At 66.3% G+C, this 19,367-nt stretch carries 15 protein-coding genes; 8 read left to right on the forward strand and 7 right to left on the reverse strand.

Features of this window, described 5'->3' with window-relative positions:
- Positions 1-61: 61 nt before the first annotated feature.
- From M1247_RS19090 to rox, 4 genes are all read left to right on the forward strand, one after another.
- Positions 62-1,081, forward strand: a complete 1,020-nt coding sequence (locus M1247_RS19090; protein WP_317157956.1) for an NAD-dependent epimerase/dehydratase family protein — start codon at positions 62-64, stop codon at positions 1,079-1,081.
- Positions 1,078-2,697, forward strand: a complete 1,620-nt coding sequence (locus M1247_RS19095; protein ID WP_317157957.1) for a flavin-containing monooxygenase — start codon at positions 1,078-1,080, stop codon at positions 2,695-2,697. Before M1247_RS19090 ends, M1247_RS19095 begins: the two co-directional genes overlap by 4 nt.
- A 58-nt stretch (positions 2,698-2,755) precedes the next feature.
- Positions 2,756-3,802, forward strand: coding sequence for a TIGR03857 family LLM class F420-dependent oxidoreductase (locus tag M1247_RS19100; RefSeq protein ID WP_317157958.1), 1,047 nt, complete (start codon positions 2,756-2,758; stop codon positions 3,800-3,802).
- A 155-nt stretch (positions 3,803-3,957) separates the two neighbouring features.
- Positions 3,958-5,385, forward strand: coding sequence for a rifampin monooxygenase (gene rox, locus M1247_RS19105; RefSeq protein WP_317157959.1), 1,428 nt, complete (start codon positions 3,958-3,960; stop codon positions 5,383-5,385).
- 32 nt (positions 5,386-5,417) lie between these two features.
- Here rox and M1247_RS19110 read toward each other — a convergent pair whose 3' ends face one another.
- A complete protein-coding gene (locus M1247_RS19110) occupies positions 5,418-6,917 on the reverse strand; it encodes an acyl-CoA carboxylase subunit beta (protein WP_317157960.1) in 1,500 nt (499 codons plus the stop codon).
- Between the two features lie 84 nt (positions 6,918-7,001).
- Here M1247_RS19110 and M1247_RS19115 point away from each other — a divergent pair, with 84 nt between their 5' ends.
- Positions 7,002-8,063, forward strand: a complete 1,062-nt coding sequence (locus tag M1247_RS19115) for an LLM class F420-dependent oxidoreductase (protein WP_317157961.1) — start codon at positions 7,002-7,004, stop codon at positions 8,061-8,063.
- The gene (locus tag M1247_RS19120) at positions 8,060-9,289 is read left to right on the forward strand and encodes a cytochrome P450 (protein ID WP_317157962.1); all 1,230 of its coding nucleotides are present in this window, start codon (positions 8,060-8,062) and stop codon (positions 9,287-9,289) included. The genes M1247_RS19115 and M1247_RS19120 overlap by 4 nt, the downstream gene beginning before the upstream one ends.
- A gap of 136 nt (positions 9,290-9,425) precedes the next feature.
- Here M1247_RS19120 and M1247_RS19125 read toward each other — a convergent pair whose 3' ends face one another.
- From M1247_RS19125 to M1247_RS19145, 5 genes are all read right to left on the reverse strand, one after another.
- A complete protein-coding gene (locus M1247_RS19125) occupies positions 9,426-9,617 on the reverse strand; it encodes a YbdD/YjiX family protein (protein WP_317157963.1) in 192 nt (63 codons plus the stop codon).
- Positions 9,563-11,857 carry a carbon starvation CstA family protein gene (locus M1247_RS19130; protein WP_317157964.1) on the reverse strand — a complete coding sequence of 765 codons (2,295 nt, stop codon included), beginning with the start codon at positions 11,855-11,857 and terminating at the stop codon, positions 9,563-9,565. Before M1247_RS19130 ends, M1247_RS19125 begins: the two co-directional genes overlap by 55 nt.
- A 291-nt stretch (positions 11,858-12,148) precedes the next feature.
- Positions 12,149-13,675 (reverse strand): ATP-dependent DNA ligase, encoded by a 1,527-nt coding sequence (locus M1247_RS19135; RefSeq protein ID WP_317157965.1) that lies wholly within the window; start codon positions 13,673-13,675, stop codon positions 12,149-12,151.
- 180 nt (positions 13,676-13,855) lie between these two features.
- Entirely contained in the window at positions 13,856-14,224 is a 369-nt protein-coding gene (locus tag M1247_RS19140; RefSeq protein WP_317157966.1) for a GatB/YqeY domain-containing protein, read from the reverse strand.
- A 70-nt stretch (positions 14,225-14,294) separates the two neighbouring features.
- On the reverse strand, positions 14,295-15,833 hold the full coding sequence (locus tag M1247_RS19145; RefSeq protein WP_317157967.1) for a molybdopterin-dependent oxidoreductase: 1,539 nt from the start codon (positions 15,831-15,833) through the stop codon (positions 14,295-14,297).
- A 147-nt stretch (positions 15,834-15,980) separates the two neighbouring features.
- On the opposite strand from M1247_RS19145, the gene M1247_RS19150 reads away from it, so the two are divergent.
- Together M1247_RS19150 and poxB are read left to right on the forward strand one after the other, a co-directional pair.
- Positions 15,981-16,748 (forward strand): SDR family NAD(P)-dependent oxidoreductase, encoded by a 768-nt coding sequence (locus M1247_RS19150; RefSeq protein WP_317157968.1) that lies wholly within the window; start codon positions 15,981-15,983, stop codon positions 16,746-16,748.
- A 70-nt stretch (positions 16,749-16,818) separates the two neighbouring features.
- The gene (gene poxB / locus M1247_RS19155; protein ID WP_317157969.1) at positions 16,819-18,552 is read left to right on the forward strand and encodes a ubiquinone-dependent pyruvate dehydrogenase; all 1,734 of its coding nucleotides are present in this window, start codon (positions 16,819-16,821) and stop codon (positions 18,550-18,552) included.
- A 6-nt stretch (positions 18,553-18,558) separates the two neighbouring features.
- On the opposite strand, the gene M1247_RS19160 is transcribed toward poxB, so the two are convergent.
- A complete protein-coding gene (locus M1247_RS19160; RefSeq protein ID WP_317157970.1) occupies positions 18,559-19,233 on the reverse strand; it encodes a winged helix-turn-helix transcriptional regulator in 675 nt (224 codons plus the stop codon).
- Positions 19,234-19,367 lie beyond the last annotated feature (134 nt).

The following is a 19,367-nucleotide window of genomic DNA, read 5'->3' on the forward strand; positions in this document are numbered from 1 at the left end:
TTAGCTACTGTAACGATTACCGTAACATCGATGGCCGAACGCGCGACGGGATGGAGCGGTAATGGTTGATCGACGCAGGGCGCTCGTCCTGGGCGCCAGTGGCAATGTGGGCGCAGCTGTCACCCGCCAGCTGGTCGAACGCGGGGACGATGTGCGGGTATTGCTTCGCCGGAGCAGTTCGACCAAAGGGATCGACGGCCTCGACGTTGAGCACTGCTTCGGGGACATCTTCGACGTCGACGCGGTGGCCGCCGCGATGGCCGACCGCGATGTGGTGTTCTACTGCGTCGTCGACACCAGGGCACACCTCGCCGATCCGGCCCCGTTGTTCGCGACCAACGTGGATGGCCTGCGCGGCGTGCTCGACATCGCACTCGAGGTGGATCTGGAACGCTTCGTGTTCCTCAGCACGATCGGAACAATCGCCATCGGGCGCGACGGCGAGACGGTCGACGAGGACACCCCGTTCAACTGGGCGGGCAAGGGTGGTCCCTACATCGAATCCCGCAGGCAGGCAGAGGATCTGGTGCTGCGCTATGCCATTGAACATGGGCTTCCTGCCGTGGCGATGTGTGTGTCCAATCCCTACGGCCCACCGGACTGGCAGCCCAAACAGGGCGCGCTGATCGCCATGGCCGCGTTTGGGAAGACGCCCGTCTACATCCGGGGTGTCGGTGCTGAAGTGGTGGGTATCGACGACGCGGCCGCGGCGCTGGTGTTGGCCGCCACGCACGGACGCAGTGGTGAGCGCTACATCGTGTCCGAAAGCTACATGTCCCAGCAGGAGATGTTCACGGTAGCTGCCCGGGCGGTCGGGGCATCCCCGCCCAGGTTCGGGGTGCCGATGGCGTTGGTCTACGCCTTCGGCTGGTTGGCGGGGTTGTCAAATCGGCTGTTCCACACTGACCTTCCGATGAACCTCACCGCGGTGCGGCTCCTGGCGCTGACCTCGCCGGCCGACCACGGCAAGGCCACGCGCGACCTCGGGTGGAAACCCGAGCCGACTGCGGAGTCGATCCGCCGCGCAGCTCGTTTCTACGTTGAACGCAAGAACCGCAACGAGAAGGTCATCGACCTGTGACGGTCGCTGCCGACTACGACGTCATCGTCATCGGTGCCGGATTCTCCGGACTGTATGCGCTGTATCGGCTCCGCGAACTCGGCCTGCGGGTGCGTGTGCTGGAGAAGGCCGACGGGGTCGGCGGGACGTGGTTGGTCAACCGATACCCGGGTGCGCGCTGCGATATCGAGAGCGTCGAATACTCCTACAGCTTCTCCGAGGAGATTCAGCAGGAGTGGGTGTGGACCGAGACCATGCCGGTCCAACCCGAGATCGAGGCCTACCTGAACTTCGTCGCGGACCGGCTTGATCTGCGTCATGACATCGGGTTGGGCGCCGAGGTGATCGCCATGGCCTTCGACCCGGACGGTGCTCGGTGGGACGTGAAAACCGTGACGGGACACGTGCTCACCGCCGCGTTCGTTGTGGCCGCCACCGGAATCCTGTCTGTACCACTGGAACCCGATATTCCCGGGATGGACGATTTCACCGGTGCATCGCTGTTCACCAGCAGCTGGCCCCGGGCGGGCTTCGATCTGCGCGGTAAGCGTGTCGGCGTCATCGGCACCGGATCCACCGGCGTGCAGCTGATACCCGTGGTGGCCCGGGAAGCCGCCCACCTGACGGTGTTTCAGCGCTCACCGGCGTTCACCCTGCCGTGGCAGGTGCGCGCGTTCGAACCCGGCGAGCTGGATCAGCTGAAGGCGAACTACGACCAGATCCGGGCCGCGCAACGGGAGCATCCGGTCGGTGCGGCACGCCTGAGTGCGTTCTCGGTGTTGCTGGACATGCTGGCCCGGCCACCGGTGAAGTCCGCGTCGCGGGCCGAGCAGCTGCGGGCCGTTGAGGAGCACGGCGTGATGGGCGCGCTCAACTGGGGAGACGTCTTCTTCGACATCGACGCCAACCGGCAGGCCACCGCGCTGTATGGCGAAGCGATCGCCCGCACCGTTGCCGACCCGCACACCGCGGCCGCCCTGGTGCCGACGCATCCGTTCGCATGCAAACGGCCGATCATCGACCAGGGCTACTACGAGACGTTCAACCGGGACAACGTCACTCTCGTCGATCTGCGCAACGGCGCGATCCGTGCGGTGACCCCTACCGGTATCGCCACTGCGCAAGGCGATGTCGACCTGGACGTCATCGTGTACGCGACCGGCTTCGACGCGATGACCGGCGCGTTGAGCCGAATTGATGTGCGCGGTCGTGACGGTATGTCGCTGGGTGACTACTGGGCCACCGAGGGGCCACTGTCGTATCTCGGCTTGGCCGTGGCGGGATTTCCGAACCTTCTCACCATCCAGGGACCCGGGAGCCCATCGGCAGAAACGAATTTCGTCGCTGCCCTGGAGCAACATGTGGAGTGGATCGCCGACTGCATCGACTACCTGCGGTCCAACAGCATCCGCACCATCGAGGCGACGGTGCAGGCCCAACGGGACTGGATCGATCACGCCACCGCGCTGGTGGCATCGACGGTGCTCGTGCATCCCAGCTGCAATTCCTGGTATAACGGCGGCAACGTGCCCGGCAAGAAACGGATGTATATGGGCTACACCGCAGGGATTCCGGAGTACCGACGCCGCTGTGACGAGATTTCGGCCGCCGGTTACACCGGGTTCATCCTTGCGTAGAGATTTTCCGGCGGACCGGCGAAGTGCGGAGTTACGGCGATGAGCAAGGGGTTTGGGCATGAGTGAACGCGTACTCGATGAGCTGGGCTACTACCTGCTGGCGGGGGCGGGGGGAGAGGGGCCGGCGACGCTGATGGACGAGGCCCGACGTGGCGAGGAACTGGGGTTCGGTACGGCCTTCATCTCCGAGCGGTGGAACGTCAAGGAGGCATCCTCACTCGTAGGGGCGGCCTGTGCGGTGACCAACCGCATGCAGATCGCCACCGCCGCAACCAATCACAACACCCGCCACCCGCTCATCACCGGATCGTGGGCCACCACGATGCATCGGCTGTCCGGCGGAAGGTTCACCCTCGGTATCGGCCGGGGCATCGCCGCCATGTACAACGCGTTCGGGGTGCCCGCGGTGACCACCGCCCAGATGGAGGATTTCGCGCAGGTCATGCGCAAGCTGTGGCACGGCGAGGTGGTCTTCAACCACGACGGCCCGATGGGCAACTACCAGGTGTTGTTTCTCGACCCCGACTTCGACGAGGACATCCGGCTGGCCATCGTGGCGTTCGGGCCGCAGACCCTGGCATTGGGCGGACGTGAATTCGACGACGTCATCCTCCACACCTACTTCACTCCGGAAACCCTGCAGCGAGCGGTGAAAACGGTGAAAGACGCCGCCGAACAAGCCGGGCGTGACCCCGACAGCGTGCGGGTGTGGTCCTGCTTCGCCACCGTTGGTGATCACCTGCCGGAGCAACTGCGGCTCAAGAAGACCGTCGCACGGCTGGCCACCTACCTGCAGGGCTACGGCGACCTCCTGGTGAGCACCAACAATTGGGATCCTGCGGTCCTGCAACGCTTCCGGGAAGACGCCGTCGTCACGTCCATCCCGGGTGGGATCGACCACAAGGCCAGTCCCGAGCAGATCGAACACATCGCGACGCTGATTCCCGACGCGTGGCTCGAACCGTCGGCGACAGGTTCGGCCCAGCAGTGCGTGGACCGGATCCGGAAGGAGTTCGACTACGGAGCGGACGCGGTGATCATGCACGGCGCCACGCCGGACGAACTAGCGCCGATCATCACCCGGTACCGCGCCACTGAGGCCTGAGCGTCGGCAGGGACGACAAAGGCAGGGTGCTTTCGTTCCCTGCCACTTTCAACATATAGCGCACCAGGGGTCTTGCCGCAAGACCCGGGTCATGCCGCACAATCTCCCAGCCGAGACCCGCACCTGCGGAATCAGGCTTGTCGAATGGGGGATTCATGATCGACGTGATCGTTGCCGGCGGTGGGCCGACCGGCCTGATGCTGGCCTGTGAGTTGCGGCTGCACGGGGTGCACACTGTCGTGCTGGAGAAGGAGACGGAGCCGACCAAGGTTGTCCGCTCACTCGGCCTGCACGCGCGCAGCATCGAGGTGCTGGATCAGCGTGGCCTGCTGGAGCGGTTTCTCGCGCTCGGCCGGCAATACCCGGTCGGCGGATTCTTCGCAGCCATCCCCAAGGCAGCCCCGGACCGGCTCGACACCGCACACCCGTACGTCCTCGGCATCCCACAGACCGTCACCGACCGCCTGCTGGCTGAGCACGCAGAAGAAGTCGGCGTTGACTTCCGGCGAGGATGCGAAGTGGTGGCGCTCAGCCAGGACGACGACGGGGTGACCGTGGAGTTGGCCGGCGGCACAGAGTTACGCGCGCACTACCTGGTCGGTTGCGATGGTGGCCGCAGCACGGTCCGCAAGCTGCTCGGCGTCGCGTTTCCCGGTGAGCCCGCAACGGTCGAGACGCTGCTGGGCGAGATGAAGGTCGGCGTGCCGCCGGAGACGATTGACGCCGTGGTGGCCGAAGTCCGCAAAACTCAGAAGCGGTTCGGCCTCGGCCTCCTCGACGACGGGGTGTACCGGGTCGTCGTGCCCGCCGACGGGCTGGCCGAGGACCGTGCCGTCGCGCCGACCCTGCAAGAAGTCCAGCAGCAGCTGCGGGCACACGCCGGTACCGACTTCGGCGTCCACTCGCCTCGGTGGCTGTCGCGTTTCGGCGACGCCACCCGGCTCGCTGAACGGTATCGGGTCGGCCGGGTACTGCTGGCCGGCGACGCGGCGCACATTCACCCGCCGACCGGCGGACAGGGGCTCAACCTCGGCATTCAGGACGCGTTCAATCTCGGCTGGAAACTGGCTGCGACGGTGAACGGCTGGGCGCCAGATGGCCTGCTGGACAGCTATCACACCGAACGACACCCGGTGGCCGCCGACGTCCTGGACAACACCCGGGCGCAGATGGAACTGATGTCTCTCGGTCCGGGTCCGCGGGCGGTGCGCCGGTTGATGTCGGAACTGATGGACTTCGAGGAGGTCAACCGGTACCTGACCGAGAAGCTGATCGCGATCGGGATTCGCTACGACTTCGGCGGGTTTCACGAACTGCTCGGGCGGAGACTCCGCGACATCACCTTGAGGCGTGGTCGCCTGTACGAGTTGATGCGCGACGGACGCGGGCTGCTGTTCGATCAGACCGGCCGGCTCGCGGTGGACGGTTGGGCGGACCGGGTCGACCACATCGTCGACGTCAGTGAGGAACTGGACGTGCCTGCGGTGCTACTGCGGCCCGACGGCCACGTGGCATGGGTCGGTCAGGATCAGGCTGACCTGATCGCCCATCTGCCAATCTGGTTCGGCGCCGCGACGCCCTGACGTTGCAGATCCGCACGCTCGCGTGGTTGGGGTTACGGCATGATCGCGGTGCGCGACACCGGCTCTGCTGCGGCCTGGCGACTGTAGATGCCCTGGTGCAGGGCGACGAGCAGGGCGTTGCGGGTTTCGGCGGGTGCGATGAGCTCGTCGAAGCCGAGGTGTCCCGCCGACCGGTACGACGCCTCGAGTTCCATGGTCTTGAGGACGTGGGCGACATCCTGGCCGGCATGCGCCGCGCGGCTCAGTGCCGCCGCGCCCATCGCGCCCATGGTTGCGCCGGGATAGGCGAACGTGGCCACCTGATCGTCGAACCCCAACAGCGACATCACCATCGACCCGAAGCCGAACGCCTTGCGCAGCGTCACGTGCAACTTCAACGTGGTCGCCGCGGTCTGGGCGACGAACATCCTCGCGCCGCTGCGCAGAACCCCGCGGTGTTCCGACTGGCTGCCCGGCAACATGCCGGGATTGTCGGCCAGGAAGACGATCGGCAGATGGAACGAATCGGCGACCGTGATGAAATGTGCGGCCTTGTCGGCGGCGTCGGCATCGATGGAACCGGCCAACACCTGTGGCTGGTTGGCCACGACCGCGACCGGGTGTCCGCCGAGATGGGCCAGCGCGCAAAGGATCGCGCGACCGAATTTGGGTTGCACCTCGAACCAGTCGGTGCGGTCGAACACCGCGTCGAGCACGGTGCGCATGTCGTAGATGCGACGGTTGTCGCGGGAGACGATGTCGAGAAGCTCCGGCGTGGCGCGGGGCTCGGCGGACTCGCTGCCCGCGGCGGCCGGGGGGTAGGACCACGCGCTGGACGGGAAGTACGACAGGTAGCGGCGGATGTCGTCGAGCACCGACTCGTCGTCCGCGCCATAGTTGTGGATCACCCCGCTGGCCAGCGCCATGCCGGGGCCACCGAGGTCCTCCTTTGAGACCTCTTCTCCCGTCGACTCTTTCACTACGGGCGGGCCCGCCGTGAAGATCGCACCGTGCGGACTCATGATGGTGAAATCGCAGACCGGGGCGACCAGTGCGCCATGCCCTGCCGAGGCGCCGAGCACTGCCGAGACCGTCGGGACCCGGCCGGAACACCGGGCCTGCGCGAGCAGGTCGGTCGGTGTGCGGCCGTAGTGCTCGCCGGCCGCCGCGCGAAAGCCCGCGCCCTCCAACAACATCACCAGCGGAATCTTGTTGCGCAGCGCCAACTCGGCCAACCGGTACCGTTTGGCATTGCCGCCCGGCCCGATGCTGCCCGCGTACGTGGTGAAGTCCTCGGCGCCGATCATCACCGGGGCGCCGTTGACCAGACCGGAACCGGTGACGATTCCGTCGGAGGCGATGTCGCCGCCCACCAGTGTCCCGAACTCCTGAAACGTCCCGGGGTCGAGTAGATGTGCCAGGCGCGCCCTGGCATCCAGCTTGCCTTTGGCGTGGTGCTTGGCGAGGCGTTCGGGACCGCCCATGCCGTACGAATTCGCGCGGCGCCGGTCGAGGTCCTCCAACGAGTCCTTCCACTCGTGGGCGTGCGTCACAGCGGCCTCCACTCCTCGAACCGGTCCACGGCTTGTAGCCTAACCCGTTGACCATACTGAATTGCTTACTGTAGCGTCGATCGGGTGACGACGACAGGCGGGCCAGGCCCCGCCGTCAAGATTGATCGCGGGATACCGAGCCAACTCCGCAGCGTTCCGGATACCGTCCGCGAGCTGGAGTTACAGGGATACGACGGGTGCTGGGCCGGGGAGATTAACCACGATCCCTTCCTGCCGCTGACGCTGGCGGCGGAGCACACCAGCCGGATCCAGATCGGGACGAGTATCGCGGTCGCGTTCGCGCGCAGCCCGATGACCGTCGCGCACCTCGGTTGGGATCTGCAGGCATATTCGCGGGGCCGTTTCATTCTCGGTCTGGGCACCCAGATCAAGCCGCACATCGAGAAGCGGTTCAGCATGCCGTGGAGTCACCCGGCACGTCGCATGCGCGAATACATTCAGGCGCTGCAATCGATCTGGTCGTGTTGGCGCGATGGCACCAGGCTGCGCTTCGAAGGCGAGTTCTACACGCACACGATCATGACACCGATGTTCGCCCCCGAACCATCACCGCAGCCGTCTCCGAAGGTGTTCGTGGCAGCCGTCGGCGAGCTGATGGCCGAGATGTGCGGCGAGGTTGCCGATGGTCTCCTGGCCCATGCCTTCACCACGCGGCGCTATCTCGACGAGGTCACTACACCGGCGCTGCAGCGGGGCATGCGGCGTTCCGGCCGTGACCGCCGCGAGCTCGAGGTGTCGTGCCCGGTATTCCTGGTGACGGGTGCCGATGAGTCGGAAATGGCCGCGGCCTCCGCGGTCATCCGCAAGCAATTGGCCTTCTACGGCTCAACGCCCGCCTACCGCCCGGTGCTTGAGCTGCACGGGTGGGGCGACCTGCACGCCGAACTGCACCGATTGTCGCTCGCCGGCGAGTGGGATGCGATGGCCGCACTGGTCGATGACGACGTCCTCGCCGCGTTTGCGGTCGTCGCGCCCATTCCGGAGCTGGCGACGGCATTGCGACGTCGCTGCGAAGGCGTGATCGACCGCGTACTACCGAGCTTTCCCGCCGCAATCTCTCCGATCACGGTGAACGCGGTGCTGCAGGAGTTCCGCGAATGCCCGCCCGTGAGGAGTGTCTTATGAGCGTCAGGACCATCGACGATGCCGCCAACGTCTTCGCCACCCCTGCGGCGTATGCCGATGAGACGAAATTCCATGCGGCGCTGACACACCTGCGGTCCAACGCACCGGTGTCGTGGGTGGACGTGCCTTCCTACAAGCCGTTCTGGGCGATCACCAAACACGCCGACATCATGGCCATCGAACGGGCCGACGACGTCTTCACCAACTCGCCACGGCCGGTGCTCATGACGGCCGAGAACGACGACAAGCAGGCCGCGGTCGGGGTCCGCACCCTCATCCACATGGACGATCCGCAGCATCGCGTGATGCGCGCTGTGGGGGCGGATTGGTTTCGCCCGAAAGCGATGCGGGCCTTGAAAATACGTGTCGATGAGTTGGCCAGGATTCACGTCGACAAGATGCTGGCGGCCGGGGGCGAGTGCGACTTCGTCCAGGAAGTCGCGGTCAATTACCCGCTGTACGTGATCATGTCGCTGCTCGGTGTGCCCGAGGCGGACTTTCCGTTGATGCTGAAGTTGACCCAGGAGCTGTTCGGCAGTGACGACGACGAATTCCAGCACGACTCCGGGGATTCCATGTCGGCGTTGCTGGAGATGTTCCAGTACTTCACCGCTCTGACCGCCTCCCGGCGGGAGAACCCCACCGAGGACCTGGCCTCGGCGATCGCCAACGCCCGCATCGACGGTGAACCGCTCAACGACATCGAGACAGTCTCCTACTATGCGATCGTGGCTGCTGCCGGTCACGACACCACCAGCGCCACCATCTCCGGCGGGATGCTGGCGCTGCTGGAAAATCCTGATCAACGGGAGCGGCTGGGCACCGATCCGGGGCTGATGGCCACCGCGACCGAGGAGATGATCCGGTGGGTCACACCGGTGAAGGCGTTCATGCGGACCGCGGCAGAAGACACTTCAGTGCGTGACGTATCCATCGCGGCAGGGGAGTCGGTGCTGCTGGCGTATCCGTCGGGCAATCGCGACGAAGAGGTCTTCGAAGACCCGTTCCGCTTCGACGTCGGCCGGGATCCGAACAAGCACGTGGCATTCGGTTACGGCGTGCACTTCTGTCTCGGCGCCGCCCTGGCCCGTATGGAGATCAACAGCTTCTTTACCGAACTGATCCCGCGACTCGACTCGATCGAGCTGGCCGGCACGCCCGAACACACCGCGACCACATTTGTCGGCGGGCTCAAGCACCTGCCTCTGCGGTATTCGCTGCGGTAGAAGTTTCTGTTCGCGGTCGAAAGTAGCTACTCGCTTTGTTCACCGGGCATGCCCCCATTCGCGACTGCCTTACCGTATGCCCAACAGTTTAGTCAGGGGTGCAGCCGATGAGCCAGGTGATGTGCGGATGCGCCAGTCAGCAGCACCGGGCGCCTGGATTGGCCTCGGTGTGGCGGTGCCGCATCTTCCAGTAGTCCCGTTCGGAGAGCACCGGCTCGCCCGGATGGGTGCGGTGGCGATGCTCCACGTACCGGCGGTAGTGGTTGTCGCCCATCAATGTCGAGAAGTACCAACTGATCTGGCGTGCTCCGCGGGCAATGCGTCCCATTGTTTCTGCACCTCCTTCTCGATGGACGTGGGGATGAGACCAGACGGCGCGAAGATCCGCGACGGCACCGGTTCGTCCTCGGTGGTCGGATGTCCCTTCCCCTGGATCGATCTCACCGCCATGATGACGCCTGCCACGAACACGATGACCACCACCAGCGCGAACAGGATCGAGAGGGTGCCCTGGATGAACGTGTTCCGGATGACGGCATCGATCTGGTCGGGATTCTTGGCGGCGCCGAACGCCGTCACACCCGCATCCCGCGCGTCGCGGTAGTTGAAGTGCTGCGTCCAGTACCCGACCCGGGAGTCGCCGGAGAAAATTTTCTGCCACGACGCGGTGAGCGTCACGACCAGGTCCCACAGCAACGGAATCGCCGGTATCCAGGCCCATTTCAGCAGGCCCTTCTTGATGACCACCACCATGACCACGGTCAGCGCGATCGCGGCCAGCAGCTGGTTGGCGATACCGAACAACGGGAAGAGGGTGTTGATCCCGCCGAGCGGATCGGTGACACCCATCAGCAGGATGCTGCCCCACCCGGCGACGACCAGCACGCTGCAGATCCACGCCCCGACGCGCCAGCTCGGGTCCTTCAACTTGCGCAGCGGGCCGCCGAGGTTGCTGACACCGTCCGACAGCATGAACCGCGCCACCCGAGTGCCGGCATCGACCGTGGTCAGGATGAACAGGGCTTCGAACATGATCGCGAAGTGATACCAGAATGCCTTGAGTCCGGCCCCGCCGAAGACCTGGTGCAGCACCTCGGAGATACCGATCGCCAGGGTGGGGGCACCACCGGTCCGGGAGACGATCGATTCCTCGCCGACGTCTTCGGCGGCCTGGGTGATCTGATCGGGTGTGATGTCCGGCCCGGACAGTCCGAGCCCGTTGACGTAGGCGGCGGCGGATTCTGCGGTGCCGCCGGTCTGGGCCGTCGGTGCGTTGAGAGTGAAATACAGGTGCTGGTTGAGGATGGCCGCGGCGATGAGCGCCATGATCGCGACGAACGACTCGGTGAGCATGCCGCCGTAGCCGATCAGCCGCATCTGGCTTTCCTTCTCCACCAGCTTGGGTGTGGTCCCCGAGGAGATCAGCGCATGGAATCCGGAGAGAGCGCCGCAGGCGATGGTGATGAACAGGAAGGGGAACAGGGATCCGGCGAACACCGGCCCGTCGCCTCGGGTGGCGAAGTCCGAAATCGCCGGCGCCTGCATCACGGGTTGGGCGATGAGGATGCCGATCGCCAGTAGTGCGATCGTGCCGACCTTCATGAACGTGGACAGATAGTCGCGGGGAGCCAGCAGTAGCCAGACCGGCAGCACAGAAGCGGCGAATCCGTAGATGATCAGGCACCAGGACAGCGCCACCTTCGACAGCGTGAACCAGTCAGCACCCCACGAGGTTTCGGCAACCCAACCGCCGGAGACGACCGCGAGAAGCAGCAGAGCGACACCGATCAGCGACACCTCCGATACCCGGCCCGGACGCAGGAAGCGCAGATACACACCCATGAAAAGGGCGATGGGGATCGTCATCGCAATGGAGAACACGCCCCACGGGCTTTCGGCCAGGGCATTGACCACCACCAGCGCCAGCACCGCCAGCAGGATCACCATGATGGCCAGCACGCCGACGATCGCGGCCGCACCGCCGATCGAGCCCAGTTCGTCACGGGCCATCTGTCCCAGGCTGCGCCCGCGGCGCCGGGTGGAGATCGCCAGCACCAGATAGTCCTGCACGCAGCCGGCGACCACCGCGCCGATGATGATCCAGATGGTGCCGGGCAGGAAACCCATCTGCATCGCCAGCACCGGCCCGACCAACGGGCCTGCGCCGGCTATCGCGGCGAAGTGGTGACCGAACAGCACCCGCCGATCGGTCGGCATGTAGTCGGTGTCATTCTCGAAAAGTTCTGCCGGCGTGGCAGTCTCGTCGCGGGGCTTGACGATCTTCATCTCGATCAGCCGCGCGTAGAACCGGAAGCCGATGACGTAGGTACAGATCGCCGCAATCACGAACCACACCGCGTTGACGGTCTCACCGCGGAAGAACGCGATCACCGCCCATGCCACCGCGCCGAGCAGCGCGATGATCGCGAAGATGACCTTGTGTTTGGTGGTGATCGGGGAACGGTCGATGATGGCGACCGGTGGCAGATCCTTGTCGGTACGGATATACGTGACGTCGCCGTCTTGCTCCTCGATGAAGTCCGCTGGTGGGGCCCCCGCTGTTGCCACGCTGTCTCCTCGCTCGGCCGATGTCGTACGCGTCGCCCCCAATCCTTGCATCGCACAAATCGGTGTGACAGCGAAACCCCGTATCGGACGTCAACCGCGGCGTTCGTCAATTGCCCCGCGCGAACCGTAGCGCCACCTCGCCGAGGTAGCGGTGGAGCCCCGGGATAGCGTCGAATGCGATGTCAAGCGGCTGTTCGGGCCAGAGCGTGACTACGCCGCCGGCGAAACGGGCAAACCCGTAGGGGTCCTGCGACGCACTCAGACTGACCGCGGACTGAATGCTGCGTGGCGTCAGTGGCTTTCGTAGAGGGCGCGGACGGTATCAACGGTATCGGCCTCGGCGGGGGTCTTGTCGTCGCGGTAGCGCAGTACCCGCGCGAAGCGCAGCGCCATGCCGCCGGGGTAGCGGGTGGAGCCCTGAATACCGTCGAAGGCGATCTCTACGACCTGCTCGGGACGGACCTGCACCACGTACCCCTCGGTGCCGTCCACCGCCAGCTCGGTGAACCGCTCGGTTTGCCAGTCCAACATGGCGTCGGTCATGCCCTTGAAGGTCTTGCCCAGCATCACGAAGCCGCCGGTGGCCGGGTCGCGGGCGCCGAGATGGATGTTGGACAGCTTGCCGGTGCGCCGGCCCGAACCCCACTCGACGGCGAGCACCACCAGATCCAGCGTGTGCACCGGTTTGACCTTCAGCCACCCTGAGCCGCGCCGGCCCGCCTCGTATGGTGCCGCAGGCGATTTCGCCATCACGCCCTCGTGCCCGGCGGCCAGGGTGCGGTTCAGGAATTCCGCGGCGGCGCCGGGATCTGCCGTGGACAGGCGATCGACGCGCGCAGCGGCAGGCACGATCGCGTCGAGTGCGGCGAACCGTTCGGAGGTGGGCAGGTCCAGCAGATCCCGGCCGTCGACGTGCAGCAGGTCGAAGAAGAACACGGACAGATCCTCGACGTCGGTGAGGTTTTTGCGGCCGAACCGCGCTGCGGTGACCTGGAACCGGTGCGGCCGACCGTCCGGGCGCAGTGCGATGGCTTCGGCGTCGGCGATCAGATCGGTGGCGGGCAGGGCAAGCGTTGCCGCGACCACCTCCGGCAGGCGTGCCGTGACGTCGTCGAGACTGCGGGTGTAGATCGACACCGCCGATCCCGAGCGATGGATCTGAACCCGGGCTCCATCGAGCTTGGCCTCCAGAATCGCTGTGCCACCGAGACGTTCGAGCGCATCCGATACGCTGGTCGCGGTCTGGGCCAGCATCGGCCCGACAGGCCGGCCCACCTGTAGCCGGAACTCGGCCAACGCGCTGCTGCCACCGATCAGGGCCGCGGCGGCCACCGACGGCAGGTCCCCGGCGAGCATCGCCGCGCGCCGAATCTCGGCGGCAGGCACCCCGGCGGACTTGGCCACGGCGTCGGCCATCACCCCGACCAGCGCGCCCTGGCGTAGCTCACCACCGAGGAGCCTGCGCAGGAACGTCTGCTCGCCGGCGGTTGCCGTGCTGAACAGCTCTGCAACCAGCCCCGCGCGCAGTGCCTGCGAACCCTTCCCGGCGACCTGCCCGATGCGGGTGAAGCGCGCATCGACCTCGGCGATGGTCAACGTCGCGGTGGACGCGGGTGGCGGCAGGGACCGCAACGCCGCCCAGCCGACGCCGATTTGGCGTTGTGGCAGCTCACCCGAGAGCCAGGACACCGTCACTGCGACCGACCGCGCGTCGTCGGCGACAGCGCTCAGCAGCGTGGCGATCCGGTTGATCTTGGCCAGGCGCGCGGACGTCGCGGCGACCTCCGCGGAGGCGGCGGCGACATCTGCAAGCAACACGCTCTCAGCGTGCCATGAGGTGCCGACACCAGGATCCCAGATGCGCCCCTACTCAGGTGGCGAGGATCTCCCGCGCTGCGCGTTCGCCGCTGCGAATCGCCCCCTCCATGTTGTTACCCGGCTGACGCGCATTCTGGCGCCGCTGTTGGCCCCTGGCTGATCAGCCGGGCGCCACGGCGCTCAGGCGTCGCGGAGCGCCTGGGTCAGCACCGCGGCCTGGGACCGCAGGTCGGATGCCCGCACGTGGTAGCCGTTGGCGACGTATTCGTCTGCCGCGTCGAGCCGTTCGTCGACCTCAGTCTGGATCAGGTCGCGTATCTGCGTGTCGGAGAGCACACGCCGCGCGACTTCGGTCGTGCCCAGCCCGCTCACGGCAGCGGCGATCGGCCCGTCCGGCAGCGTGGCGAGTGTGACGGCATGCGGCGTCTCGGCGTTGTCGATCGCGCTCAACGCCGACCGCAGTGCTGCGACGCGTGCGGTGTCGCGCAGTTTGCGCGCCGACAGCAGGGAACGGCGCAGAGTGTCGCGCCAATGCTGTGCGGGGGTCATGGCACACCAACCTATTCGGTTGCAGTCGATTCGTCGAAGGGATTTCTGCGCTTGCTGGGCAGGCAAGGTGTCAGGCAACGACGAACGACACACTGTGCCAACCGCTGGCGCCGTCGGGAACCGGATCGGCGCGCTCGGCTGTCTGCACGGCGCCGGTGTTGTCGGTGGCGCGCACCGTGATGGTGTGCACTCCATCGGTGGTGGGCGTCCAGTCGATGCTCCACAGCCGCCAGGTGTCGTTGGAATAGCTCGCGCCGAGTTGTGCTGGTAGCCAGTCACCTTGCTTGTCCGGGCCGTCCACCCGGACCTCGACGGCGCGCACCCCGCGGTTCTGCGCCCACGCGACGCCGCCGAAGCGCACCGGGCCGCGAGTGAGCTGTTGCCCTTCGCTCGGGACGTCGATGCGGGACTCGGTCTTGATCGTCCCGCGCGCGGACCAGCCGAGCCTGGTCCAGTACGCCTCGGCGCGGTCGAATCGGGTCAACTCGAGGTCGACGACCCACTTGGTGGCCGATACGTACCCGTACAGGCCCGGCACCACCAACCGCGCCGGGTAGCCGTGGGCGGTGGGCAGCGGTTCGCCGTTCATGCCGACCGCGAGCAGTGCGTCCCGGCCGTCGGTGAGCGCGGCGATCGGTGTGCCCGCGGTGAAGCCGTCCGTCGATGTCGAGAGCACCATGTCGGCATCGGGTGACACACCTACCTCGGCGAGCAGATCCCGAACCCGGTAGCCCGTCCAGGTGGCGTTGGATATCAGGTCGCCGCCCACCGGGTTTGACACACAGGCCAGCGTCACCACCTTCTCGATGACCTCGAAGCGGTCGAGGTCATCGAAGTGGTAGGTGACCTCGCGGTCGGTCATTCCGTGGATCCGCAACTGCCATTCGGCACGGCTGACCTGCGGCACGCTCAGCGCGGTGTCGATCCGGTAGAAGTCGGCGTTCGGTGTCACAAACGGCGGCAGCGTGACATTGGCCGGTTGCACCTCAGGCGGGATCGGCGCCGCGGCGACGGCGGGGCGGGGTAACACCAGCGCGGTCCGGTCGTCGGAGACCGAGGCGGCCAGCCGGGACAGCACTGCGCCCGCCACCCCGGTGACTGCTCCGGCGGCAAACAGCCCGAACGCGACCAACGACAGTCGCTTGCCCCGGTCGACACCGTCCTCGGTCGCAGGGGCATCGGAAAACCGGCCGGAGACCAACAGCCGCAGAACCGCGATACCGCACAGTGTTCCCGCGACGGTCGGCAGGATCGCCCACCACGTCGCGCCGGCGCGGGACAGCACCGCGGCGCAGCCGAGCAGGCCTGCGAACCCGATCGCGATACTGCCGATCGGCCTGGTCCGGGTTTCCACGGCAGCGCTGAGCGTGGCGATCAGCGCGATCACCGCCAGCACCAGAATCGACAGAAACAGTTTGTCGGCGGTGCCGAATGTGGTGATCGCCCATTCCTTGACCGGACCGGGCGTCAGATCGATCACCGCCGAACCCACGGCCGTGCGCGCGTCGGCCGCCGGGCCAAACGGAACGGCGAGTATCTCGGTCACACCGACGGCGACGGCCGCGGCCGCGAGCCCGGCCAGCGCGGGTGGTCGGGCGCGATCCTCCATGGGGAAAACCTACCGGCTGAACAGCCCGGTGGATCTTACGAAGCCGTGACGAAGTGAGATCGCCCGCTAACCGACAGGGGAGCTTCGGGAGGCCGCTTCATCGGATAGGTTACTTTACGAATTCGGTCGTTTTTGGAAAGGAAGCTAATGGAGATCGAGGGCAAGAAGGCCGTCGTCGTCGGCGGCGCGTCGGGCTTCGGCCGGGCCACCGCTGAGGCCCTGGCCAAGCGGGGCGCCAGCGTGGCGGTACTGGACCGGCCGCAGTCCAAGGGCAAGGACGTGGCAGCGGAGATCGGCGGCTCGTTCTTCGAGGTCGACGTCACCGACTTCGACGGCACCGAACAGGTACTGCAAAAGGCCGTAGACAGTTTGGGCGCACTTCATATCGCGGTCACCACGGCCGGCGGCGGCATCGGCGAGCGCACCATCAAGAAGGACGGCCCGCACAGCCTCGATTCCTTCCGCGCCAGTATCGACCTGAATCTCATCGGCACGTTCAACATCAGTCGCCTGGCCGCGTGGCACATGAGCAAGAACGCACCGGTCGACGCGGAGGCCGAAGAACGTGGCGTGATCATCAACACCGCCTCGATCGCCGCGTTCGAGGGCCAGATCGGTCAGATCGCCTACACCGCATCGAAGGCCGCGATCGCCGGCATGTGCCTGACCATGGCGCGCGACCTGGGCAGCCTCGGGATCCGAGCCCTGGCGATCGCGCCGAGCCTGTTCGCCACCGGTCTCACCGAGGGAATCCCGGACGAGTTCGCCGCAGTCCTGACCAAGGATGCCGCCTTTCCTAAGCGCCTGGGCCGCCCGGAGGAGTACGCCAAGCTCGCTGTGGCCATTGTGGAGAACGCCATGCTCAACGGTCAGTGCATCCGGTTGGACGCCGGCCAGCGGTTCGCCCCCAAGTAGAGTGACTTCGGCGTGATCGGTTCCGCTCAGCGCAACCGATCACGCCGAATTCGCACAACCGGGAGGCGCGATGGCCACGATTGCAGATCACGTCATTGACGCGCTGACGGTCAGCGGGGTGCGCCGGGTGTACGGCCTGCCCGGCGACAGTCTCAACGGATTCACCGACGCCATCCGCCGTAGCGGCGACCTCCGGTGGGAGCACGTCCGGCACGAGGAAACCGCCGCCTTCGCCGCCGCCGCGGACGCCGCATTGACCGGGCAACTGGCGGTCTGCGCCGGTAGTTGCGGCCCAGGCAACCTGCACCTCATCAACGGGCTGTTCGATGCGCAACGCAGCCGGGTCCCGGTTCTTGCGATCGCTGCGCACATTCCGCGCACCGAGATCGGCTCGGAGTACTTCCAGGAGACCCACCCGCAGGACCTGTTCCGCGAGTGCAGTGTGTACTGCGAACTTGTCAGCACCCCCGAGATGGCGCCACGCATCCTGGAGATGGCCATGCGCGCGGCCGTTGAGGAGAACGGCGTCGCGGTCGTCGTCATCCCCGGCGAGATCTTCCTGCAGCGCATGACCGGCGCGTGGACCGCACGGCCGGTGTTGCCGACGCAGTCAGTGCTGCGGCCCGACGACGAATCCCTGCAGCGGGCAGCGGAGATTCTCAACGGCTGCGAGCGCGTGACCATCCTCGGTGGGGCCGGCGTCGCCGGATCACACGACGCATTGCTCCAGTTGGCCGCGACGTTGCAGGCGCCGATCGTTCATGCGTTGCGCGGCAAGGAATTCATCGAGTACGACAACCCGTTCGACGTCGGGATGACCGGGCTGCTCGGGTTCGCGTCCGGATACAAGGCCATCAAAGAGGCCGAGACCTTGCTGATGCTGGGCACCGACTTTCCCTATCAGCAGTTCTATCCCGAGGCCGCCACGGTCATCCAGGTCGATATCCGCGGCCGCAACCTCGGCCGGCGGACCCCGGTCGACCTCGGGCTGCGGGGCACGGTCAAGGACACTCTGGCCACGCTGCAGCCGCTGCTGCGACCCAAACAGCAGCGTGAGCACCTCGACCGGTCGCTGCGCCACTATGCCAAGACACGCAAGTCGATGGACGCGTTGGCCGTCAACGATCGCGACCGCAGCCCGATCAGGCCGGAATATGTTGCTGCTCTTGCCGATCGGATCGCCACCGACGACGCGGTGTTCACCTGCGATGTCGGATCCCCGGTGGTGTGGGCGGCGCGGTACCTGAAAATGAACGGCCGGCGCAGGCTCATCGGATCGTTCAACCACGGCACCATGGCGTGTGCGCTGCCGCATGCCATCGGAGCGCAGACCGCATTCCCGGGCCGACAGGTGGTCGCGCTGGCCGGCGACGGTGGACTGACCATGTTGTTCGGCGAACTGGTGACGCTGATCCAGAACCGGCTGCCGGTCAAGGTGATCGTGTTCAACAATTCGTCGCTGAACTTCGTCGAGCTGGAGATGAAGGCCGCCGGGATCGTCACCTTCGGAACCGATCTGGTGAACCCGGACTTCGCCGCGGTGGCACAGGCGATGGGAGTGTTCGGGCGGCGTGTGGAGCAGCCGGGGGAGTTGGATCAGGCGCTGACCGATGCCTTCGCCTACGACGGGCCCGCTGTCGTCGATGTCGTCACCGCGCGTCAGGAACTGTCCATCCCGCCGGCGATCACCGTCGAGCAGGCGAAAGGTTTTTCGCTGTACGCGATCCGGACCATCTTGGCCGGCCGGGCCGACGAGCTGCTCGACCTCGTCACCACCAACGTGGCGCGCCGGATCCTCGACTGAGCGTGCTCAGGCCGGGCGGGCGATGAGTGCGGCCGGGCTCTGGCCGATCAACCTCGGGATCGCTCGCCGCATCTCGGCGGGACCCGACAGTGCGACGCTGCCGTCGAGCACGGCATGGGGCCATCCCACGTCGCCCCGCCAGATGCGGGTCAGTGTGCGCAGGCTGGTCTCGACCGTGCCTGCCGCCTCGTAGCCCGGGTCGACATCGCATACGTCGGCCTGTCCTTCGGCGACCACCAGCCACCACCGCGACGCCCTGGCCGCGACACCGTCGAGCACGAATGCCAGCGTGGTCCGCGACCGCGGCCAGAGATCAATGGGGATCGTGCGACGGATATCCCACATCAGTAGATGGGGATCGAGATCCTCATCGCCGAGTTCACCGACCCAACGAGCCCCCCATGCCCCCAGCGCTGTCACCACCCCGGCCAGTTCCTGACCGCACTCGGTCAGAGAATACGTTGCCCGGCCGTCGATTTCGATACGGTCGACGACGCAGGCACGGGTCAGTGACTTCAGCCGCTTGGACAGCAGTGCCGGCGACATCCGGGGCACTCCGCGACGGAGGTCGTTGAAATGGGTACTGCCCAGCAGCAACTCCCGGATCACCAGCAGCGTCCACCGCTCGTCGAGCAACTCCATGGCCTTGGCCATCGGGCAGAACTGTCCGTAACTCGACATGGTGATACCTCCGGCGAGAAGCGCTGTGCACAAGTAGACGCCTGTTGGTGCCAAGACGCCAGTACAGATCGTGTACTGGATCGGCCAGGCCGGCGGCGCGACGATGGTCGCAGCCTGCTCGAAAGGAGCCGTCC

The organism is Mycobacterium appelbergii, assembly GCF_032883035.1.
Lineage (GTDB): Bacteria > Actinomycetota > Actinomycetes > Mycobacteriales > Mycobacteriaceae > Mycobacterium > Mycobacterium appelbergii.

Bases quoted from the DNA above. Each gene is read 5' to 3' on its own strand.
- M1247_RS19090 (WP_317157956.1), top strand. From the start codon at position 62: ATGGTTGATCGACGCAGGGCGCTCGTCCTGGGCGCCAGTGGCAATGTG.
- M1247_RS19100 (WP_317157958.1), top strand. From the start codon at position 2,756: ATGAGTGAACGCGTACTCGATGAGCTGGGCTACTACCTGCTGGCGGGG.
- rox (WP_317157959.1), top strand. From the start codon at position 3,958: ATGATCGACGTGATCGTTGCCGGCGGTGGGCCGACCGGCCTGATGCTG.
- M1247_RS19120 (WP_317157962.1), top strand. From the start codon at position 8,060: ATGAGCGTCAGGACCATCGACGATGCCGCCAACGTCTTCGCCACCCCT.
- M1247_RS19125 (WP_317157963.1), bottom strand. From the start codon at position 9,617: ATGGGACGCATTGCCCGCGGAGCACGCCAGATCAGTTGGTACTTCTCG.
- M1247_RS19140 (WP_317157966.1), bottom strand. From the start codon at position 14,224: ATGACCCCCGCACAGCATTGGCGCGACACTCTGCGCCGTTCCCTGCTG.
- M1247_RS19145 (WP_317157967.1), bottom strand. From the start codon at position 15,833: ATGGAGGATCGCGCCCGACCACCCGCGCTGGCCGGGCTCGCGGCCGCG.
- M1247_RS19150 (WP_317157968.1), top strand. From the start codon at position 15,981: ATGGAGATCGAGGGCAAGAAGGCCGTCGTCGTCGGCGGCGCGTCGGGC.
- poxB (WP_317157969.1), top strand. From the start codon at position 16,819: ATGGCCACGATTGCAGATCACGTCATTGACGCGCTGACGGTCAGCGGG.
- M1247_RS19160 (WP_317157970.1), bottom strand. From the start codon at position 19,233: ATGTCGAGTTACGGACAGTTCTGCCCGATGGCCAAGGCCATGGAGTTG.